The organism is Brevundimonas sp. ZS04 (genome assembly GCF_001956865.1).
GTDB lineage: Bacteria > Pseudomonadota > Alphaproteobacteria > Caulobacterales > Caulobacteraceae > Brevundimonas > Brevundimonas diminuta.
Window position 1 is genome coordinate 62,987 of the sequence record NZ_MTHE01000013.1, and the last position, 7,265, is coordinate 70,251.

Below are 7,265 nucleotides of genomic sequence, written 5' to 3' on the forward strand. Positions count from 1 at the left end.
CGTCCTTCTCCCCTTGCGGGAGAAGGTGGCCCGCGCAGCGGGTCGGATGAGGGGTCTCGCCGCCCTCAGACCTAGCAAAAAGGGGCTTCCCCCGTGGAGAAACCCCTCATCCGTCAGGCTCCGCCTGACACCTTCTCCCGCAAGGGGAGAAGGAAGATCAGCCCATCGCCTGGCCCACGCCGCGCCCCCCGCCGGGCACGGGGGCCACGTCCAGCAGCTTGAGGCGGAACACCAGCACCGCATTGCCGGGGATCATCGGCGGGCCGCCCATCTCGCCGTAGCCCAGCTCGGGCGGCAGGAAGAGAATCCACTCGTCGCCGGGCTTCATCAGTTGCAGGGCCTCGGTCCAGCCGGGCACCACGCCCTCGGGCGAGAAGACCGCCGGGGCGCCGCGCTTGAACGAGCTGTCGAACACCGTGCCGTCCGTCAGCGTGCCTTCATAGTCGACCCTGACCAGGTCGTTGCGATCGGGGCTGACGCCGCCCGCCGGACCGGAGGCCACGACCTTGTACTGCAGGCCGGACGGCAGGGTCTGCACGCCCTCTTCCGAGGCGTTCTGTTTCATGAAGGCGGCGGATTCAGCCGCGTTCTTGGCCAGGTCTTCAGGCGCGCCGGACGGTCGGCTGCAAGCGGAGAGGGCCAGAAGAGCGGTCGCGGCCATGGCGGCGCCGAGAGGGCGCCTAACCCATGCGAAGTTCATAACCCTGGTCCTTCAAGGCGGCGCCGATTTCCTCGGCATGACGGGCGTCGCGGGTCTCGACCATGATGTCGAACTCGGCCCCTTTAGCGGGCACGTCCAGCGCCAGCCGGTTGTGCACCACGTCGATGATGTTGCCGCCCCGCCCGCCGATCACGGCGGCCATGGCCGACAGCATGCCGGGGCGGTCGTCGCCCAGGATGCGATAGACGATCAGCCGCTTCTCGCGGACCATTTCGCGGTTCAGCACCACGGCCAGCATGCGGGCGTCGATGTTGCCGCCGGTCAGCTCGACGCCGACCTTCATGCCTTTGAAGCGTTCCGGGTTGGCCAGGATGGCGGCCAGGCCGCCGGCCCCGGCGCCCTCGGCCACCGTCTTCTCCAGCGTCGCCAGCAGGGCCACGCCCTTTTCGAAGTCGGCCTCTTCGCAGACGAAGACCTCGTCGATCAGGCTGTCGGCCAGGGCGAAGGGGATTTCGCCCACAGCCTTAATGGCGATGCCCTCGGCGATAGTCTGGCCGCTGCACTTGGCCGGTTCGCCGCGACGGCGCGCCGTAAAGGACGGATAGCGGGCGGCCTCGACGCCGAAGATCTTGATGCCCGGCTTCATCGCCTTGGCGGCGATGGCGCTGCCCGCGATCAGGCCGCCGCCGCCGATGGGGATGATGAGGGCGTCCAGGTCCGGCGCGTCCTCCAGAAACTCCAGGCCGCAGACGCCTTGCCCCGCGACGATGCCCTCGTCGTCGAAGGCCGAGACGAAGACATAGCCGTGCTCGGCCTGAAGCCGCTTGGCCTCCTCGGTCGAACCGGAGAAGTCGAGGCCGTGGATGACCACATTGGCGCCATGGGCGCGGGTGCCGTCCACCTTCACGAAGGGGGTGCCCTCGGGCATGACGATGGTCACGGGCACGCCCAGACGGCCGCCGTGATAGGCCAGGGCCTGGGCGTGGTTGCCCGCCGAGGCGGCGACGACGCCGCGCTTTTTCTCGTCCGGCGTCAGCTGCAGCAGCCGGTTCAGGGCGCCGCGCTCCTTGAAGCTGCCGGTGAAGTGCAGATTGTCGAACTTGATCCAGATCTCGGCGCCGGTCAGTTGCGACAGGCGGCGCGAATAGCGGACGGGCGTGCGGTCGACCTGACCGGCGATGCGTTTTTGCGCCTCGCGGATGTCGTCGATGGTGACGGTCATGAATTCCCTGATTTTGTTTACGGCCGGCCTCTTTCGTCCGGTCTACGGCCCCCTTTTGGAACAGGGCGCGACGGCGAGCAACCTTGACTCGCCCTGCCCTGCAAGGTCATGCCGGGCCGACGCCTGAACTGAAACCGGGAGCCGCCACCATGACCACCTTCTCGCGCTCGCCCGCCCGCCTCAAGGGGCTGGCCGCCCTCGTGATCGGCGGTCTGGCCCTTTCCGCCTGCGCCACGACCCCGATGGGGGGCAGCGCCGTCGGCCCCGCCGTCTTCAACGCCGATGATTTCGCCTGGTCGACCCGCGCGGGGCAGGCCTCGATCGAGGGCCGCGTGGCCTTCGCTCAGGACGGTCGCGTCTTTCAGTGCGCCGGCAACGTCGGCCTGATCCCCGACACCCGCTACACCCGCGCCCGCATCGACCGCCTGTACGGCGCCGCCGATCGCGCCGCCGTCCCGGCCGCCGTGGTGCGCGCCCGATCGGCCGGCGAGCAGGGCGCCGACTATCGCTCCTATGAACGGGCCGAGCCCTGCGCCGACGGCGGCTTCCGCTTCTCCGGCCTGCCGGACGGAAGCTGGTTCCTGATCGCCCCGGTCAAGGCCGGCAACAGCGTCATGGTGCTGATGCGCCGGGTGCAGACGCGCGGCGGCCGCGCCGTCAACGTCACCCTGGGGGGCTGAGCCCCCTTAGCTGAGCCGTTAGCTGGGCCGTAAACTAGGCCGTTAGCTGAGCATTTTTTCGACGGCCGCGCCTCTGCGCGGCCGTCGTCGTTTGACCGGCGTTCGCCATCCTTTGGCCCCAAGAAGCCGCTCTCTGAGGCGTTCCGTTCAAGGAAAAGTCGGGAGCGTCTTCTTTGTCCCAGCACAACATCATCGGCTCCGAAGCCTTCACCAACCGCCCCTATGTGCTGGTGCGAAACGTGCGGCCGGGCGGGTTTCGCCGTCGCCGGTCGCGCTCGCTGATCGCCTATGGGGTGGTGGCCGTGCTGGCCCTGTCGGCCGGCGCCGCCGTGGCCGCCTTCGCCATGGGGCCTCTGTTGATCGACAAGGCCGTCGAAGCCCCGGCGGCGACGGCCGCGCCGCTGACCACGCCGAGCGCGCCCTAAACGCCTTCGCTCAAGGGACCACGAAAGCCAGGGCCTGGGCGAACAGTTCGCCGCGGCTGCGCACGCCCATCTTCTGATAGGCGCGCTTGAGGTGGGACCGGACCGTCTCCAGCGAGACGTCCATGATCTGGGCGATGCGGCCGGTCTCGTTCCCCGCCAGCAACATCTCCACGATCCGCCCTTCGGACGGCGACAAGAGGTGGGTCTCGATCAGGGCCTGGAAGCGCGTTTCGCCGCCGACGCGCTGCAGGGTCAGGCCGATCAGGCAGGTCGGGGCCGACGCCACCTCGCGCGCCCAAATCACCCAGGTCCGTCCGTCAGACCCCGGCGTCGCCAGACACCGCGTTTCATCTGATCGCGCCTGCGCCATCAGACGCGGCAGGGCGCGCGACCGCAGGGACAGCCGCCCCCCTTCGACCTCGAACAGGTCGCCGTCTTCCTGGAGCGCGCGCGCGGCCTCATTCAGCCACACCACCTCCAGCATCCGCGTGACCAGCAGGCGCGCGCGCATCTCGTGATCGATCCAGGCGGCCAGGGCGCGATTGCACTGCCCTTCGACATCGTCGGCGGCCGCCGTCAATGGCCGACGACGGCGATCCGGGTTCGATCGTCTGTCCGGGGCGAACCACGCCCCCTCTGCGGCCCGGCGTCCTGCCCGACCGGCCTCCCACACAGCTTGTTCCAACGCCAACGCTCCAGGACTGGCGCACGGCCTCGCTCGAAACCGGCGGCATCTTCAACGTAAGCAACGCCTGAGCACTAACGATACCTTAACGCATATCCACAGAAGACGCACGCTTATTGCTTTTTGAGTCTTGAATTTCACATTTCAAGGCAAAGCGTCGCTGCAATTGACAGATTCGCGACCCATCTGACCGCTCACTGAAGGCGACCGCAGCGCGTCGCCCGAAAGGCAATTGAAAACGGCGACCCTTCGCAGGGCCGCCGCTCTCGCTTGATCGTCTGAATGACCGTCAGGCTGTCGCCGGGCGCTCCGCCCCGTCAGCCCCGTCCACAGGCCCGTCGCCCACAGGCATGTCGTCCAGTTCGCCTTCCCACTTGGCGACCACCGCGGCGGCGACCGAGTTGCCGACGACGTTGGTGGCCGAGCGGCCCATGTCGAGCAGGTGGTCGACGCCCAGGACGATGGCGATCCACGCCTCGGGCAGGCCGAAGTAGGTCAGGGTCGCCATGATCACCACCAGCGACGCGCGCGGAATGCCGGCGATGCCCTTGGACGTCACCATCAGCAGCAGCAGCATGAAGATCTGTTGCGACACGCTCAGCTGCACGCCATGGGCCTGCATGATGAACATGGTGCCGAAGGTGCAGTAGAGCATCGACCCGTCCAGGTTGAACGAATAGCCCAGCGGCAGGACGAAGCTGACGATGCGACGGCGCACGCCGACCTTGGGCAGGGCCTCCAGGATGCGCGGATAGGCCGCTTCCGAGCTAGCCGTCGAGAAGGCCAGCAGGGTCGGGGTGCGGATCTCGCGGAACAGCGGGATCACCCGCTTGCCCAGCACCACGGCGCCGGCCAGGAACAGCAGACCCCACAGCACGCCCATGGAGCCGTAGAAGCCCAGCACGAACTTGGCGTAGGTGCCCAGCATCTCGAGACCCTGGGTGGCGATGGTCGAGGCCAGAGCGGCGAAGATGGCGAAGGGCGCCAGCTTCATCACGAACTCGGTCACCTTCAGCATGATGGAGGCGGCCTGTTCGACCAGGTGCAGCACCGCCGGAGCCTTGTCGTCCAGGGCGGCGACCGCCGTGCCGACGAAGACCGAGAAGACGACGATCTGCAGGATCTCGTTCTTGGCCATGGCGTCGAAGATCGAGGTCGGCACCAGATGGGTGATGAAGCCATGCAGCGAGAAGGCGTCCGTCGAAGCCGCCGGCGCGCTGGCCGCCACGGCTTCAGGCAGATGCATGTTCGCGCCCGGCTGCAGCAGCTGAACCATCACCAGACCCAGCACCAGCGACACGATCGAGGCGCCGATGAACCAGGTCATGGTCTTGACGCCGATCCGCCCCACCGAAGCGGCGTCCTCCATGTGCGCGATGCCCGCCACCAGAGTCGTGAACACCAGCGGCGCGATGATCATCTTGATCAGACGCAGGAAGACGTCGGTGATCAGATTCAGGTTCGACGCTGCGGCCGAGGCCTGATCCGCCGTCAGGAAATGATTGAGGCCCCACCCTGTGAGAACCCCCAATATCATGGCTCCGACGATGAAATAGGCGAACAAGCGTTTCATACAAAAAGTCGTCCAGCTTTGCAGGCCCGACGTCGCCGGACCGCAGTTACAAACCGATGGAGGATCCCCACCCGCCCAGAAGGAAGAGGCAGCGAATAAACGAAAATCCTCTGAGCTCCAACGAACTCCTCGAGGCCCAGGCGGGGGAGACATGGATCGGCCGCCGAATTTCGGCCTAGAAACGAATATTTTCCGGCCTGAAGTCCGAAATTTCGTTCATGTCTGAAACATATTCCGGAAAGGGGCGATCTCTCCCGAATTGTCCGAGACAGCGCAGGAAAATTACTCTCTTGAGACAGCGACGACCAGATCGATGCAAATTGCGTTCACGCCTGGAAGACGCCAAGCTGCGCTCAAGCCTCGCAGAAGGCTGATCGAGTGAACGCATCAGGAGTCCGCATGTCCCGCCCCATCCTTGGTTCTGCACGCCGGTTGGCCGCCGGACTGGCTGTCCTGGCCCTCTCGTCGACCAGCGCCCTGGCGCTGGAGGCGGCGGCCTCCATCTCTCCCGCCCCTGCCGCGGCGGCCGCTGCGCCCGCCCGCGCCCTGACCACGCCGATGGAAGCGTTCGGCCATGAGGTCGGCGCGGATTATCGCCTGATCACCTACACCCAGTTCGAGCGTTATCTGCACACCCTAGCCGGGCAGTCGGACCGGATGAAGCTGCTGGAGATCGGCCGGTCGTCGGAAGGGCGGACGCAATACCTCTCGGTCGTCTCCTCGCCGCAGAACCTGGCCAATATCGACCGCTATCAGGAGATCGCGCGCCGCCTGGCCAAGGCCGAGGGCGTCAGCGAGGAGGAGGCCCGCGCCCTGGCCGCCGAGGGCAAGGCCGTGGTCTGGATCGACGGCGGCCTGCACTCCACCGAGACGGTGCCGCCCCAGGCCCTGATCGCCGCCCTCTATGAATGGCTGACGGCCGAGGACGCCGAGGCCAAGCGCATTCTGGACGACGTGGTCATCCTGTTCGCGCCGCTGAACCCCGACGGGTGGGAGCTGGTCTCCACCTGGTATATGCGCAACGAAGACCCGCTGAAGCGCGAGTACGACAGCATCCCGGTGCTGTACCAGAAGTACGTCGGCCACGATAACAACCGCGACTATTACCTGTCGGCCATGGCCGAGACGACCAACGTCAACCGGCAGTTCTTCCGCGAGTGGTTCCCGCAGATCATCTACAACCACCACCAGACGGCGCCGGCGGGGACCGTGGTCTTCATGCCGCCGTTCCGCGACCCCTTCAACTACAACTACGACCCGCTGGTCATGAGCACCCTGTCCGAGGTCGGGGCCGCCATGCACAGCCGTTTGATCGAAGAGGGCAAGCCCGGCTCGACCATGCGCAGCGGGGCCAACTACTCGACATGGAACAACGGGATGGAGCGCTCCGTCACCTATTTCCACAACGCCGTCGGTCTGCTGACCGAGATCACCGGCCACCCGACGCCCAGCCGGATCAGCCTGATCCCGCAGAACCAGCTGCCGCGCAACGACCTGCCCATGCCGGTCGCGCCGCAGACCTGGCGTTTCGCCCAGTCGATCGACTATTCGCAGTCGATCAACCGCGCCGTGCTGAACTACGCCTCGCGCAACAAGGACCGGACGCTGTTCAACATCTGGCGCATGGGCCAGAACGCCATCGACAAGGGCAATACCGACACCTGGCGCCTCACCCCCTCGGCGGTGGATGCGCTGAACGCCGCGGCCGGAACGCAGGCCGACGCCCGACGCGGCGTCGATCCGGCCCTGTATGAGCGCATCATGCGCGACCCGGCCCGTCGCGACCCGCGCGGCTATGTCATCCCGGCGGATCAGGCCGACCTGCCGACCGCCGTCGCCTTCCTGAACAGCCTGATCAAGACCGGCGTCGACGTCGAGCGCGCTGTCCGCGCTTTCACCGTGGGCGGCAAGACCTATCCGGCGGGCTCCTATGTCGTGAAGACGGCCCAGGCCTATCGCCCGCACGTGCTGGACATGTTCGAGCCGCAGGACCACCCCCACGACCTGCAGTATCCGGGC

General features: G+C 66.8%; 7 protein-coding genes and 1 pseudogene. 3 read left to right on the forward strand and 5 right to left on the reverse strand.

Annotated elements, in window-relative coordinates:
* Positions 1 to 2: 2 nt before the first annotated feature.
* The 3 genes and pseudogenes from BJP32_RS17920 to BJP32_RS14140 all read right to left on the reverse strand — a co-directional run.
* Positions 3 to 161 (reverse strand): annotated as a pseudogene (locus BJP32_RS17920) (hypothetical protein); the annotation flags it as partial.
* The gene (locus BJP32_RS14135) at positions 158 to 700 is read right to left on the reverse strand and encodes an FKBP-type peptidyl-prolyl cis-trans isomerase (protein ID WP_076224570.1); all 543 of its coding nucleotides are present in this window, start codon (positions 698 to 700) and stop codon (positions 158 to 160) included. The gene BJP32_RS14135 and the pseudogene BJP32_RS17920, both read right to left, overlap by 4 nt.
* Positions 681 to 1,883, reverse strand: a complete 1,203-nt coding sequence (locus BJP32_RS14140; RefSeq protein WP_076224572.1) for a threonine ammonia-lyase — start codon at positions 1,881 to 1,883, stop codon at positions 681 to 683. The genes BJP32_RS14135 and BJP32_RS14140 overlap by 20 nt, the downstream gene beginning before the upstream one ends.
* A gap of 83 nt (positions 1,884 to 1,966) precedes the next feature.
* Here BJP32_RS14140 and BJP32_RS14145 point away from each other — a divergent pair, with 83 nt between their 5' ends.
* Complete coding sequence (locus tag BJP32_RS14145) at positions 1,967 to 2,563, forward strand: hypothetical protein (RefSeq protein WP_233126851.1); 597 nt, start codon at positions 1,967 to 1,969, stop codon at positions 2,561 to 2,563.
* Between the two features lie 173 nt (positions 2,564 to 2,736).
* Positions 2,737 to 2,988 carry a hypothetical protein gene (locus tag BJP32_RS14150; protein ID WP_076224574.1) on the forward strand — a complete coding sequence of 84 codons (252 nt, stop codon included), beginning with the start codon at positions 2,737 to 2,739 and terminating at the stop codon, positions 2,986 to 2,988.
* Between the two features lie 10 nt (positions 2,989 to 2,998).
* On the opposite strand, the gene BJP32_RS14155 is transcribed toward BJP32_RS14150, so the two are convergent.
* Positions 2,999 to 3,673: a helix-turn-helix transcriptional regulator gene (locus BJP32_RS14155; protein ID WP_143255484.1), complete on the reverse strand. Its 675-nt coding sequence runs from the start codon at positions 3,671 to 3,673 to the stop codon at positions 2,999 to 3,001.
* Positions 3,674 to 3,962: 289 nt separating this feature from the next.
* Positions 3,963 to 5,246: a dicarboxylate/amino acid:cation symporter gene (locus BJP32_RS14160; protein ID WP_046654445.1), complete on the reverse strand. Its 1,284-nt coding sequence runs from the start codon at positions 5,244 to 5,246 to the stop codon at positions 3,963 to 3,965.
* 399 nt (positions 5,247 to 5,645) lie between these two features.
* Between BJP32_RS14160 and BJP32_RS14165 the strand changes: the two genes are divergently transcribed.
* Positions 5,646 to 7,265, forward strand: a 1,620-nt coding sequence (locus BJP32_RS14165) for a M14 metallopeptidase family protein (RefSeq protein WP_233126852.1), incomplete at its 3' end; no start/stop codon positions are given.

Bases quoted from the DNA above. Each gene is read 5' to 3' on its own strand.
- BJP32_RS14140 (WP_076224572.1), bottom strand. From the start codon at position 1,883: ATGACCGTCACCATCGACGACATCCGCGAGGCGCAAAAACGCATCGCC.
- BJP32_RS14160 (WP_046654445.1), bottom strand. From the start codon at position 5,246: ATGAAACGCTTGTTCGCCTATTTCATCGTCGGAGCCATGATATTGGGG.
- BJP32_RS14135 (WP_076224570.1), bottom strand. From the start codon at position 700: ATGAACTTCGCATGGGTTAGGCGCCCTCTCGGCGCCGCCATGGCCGCG.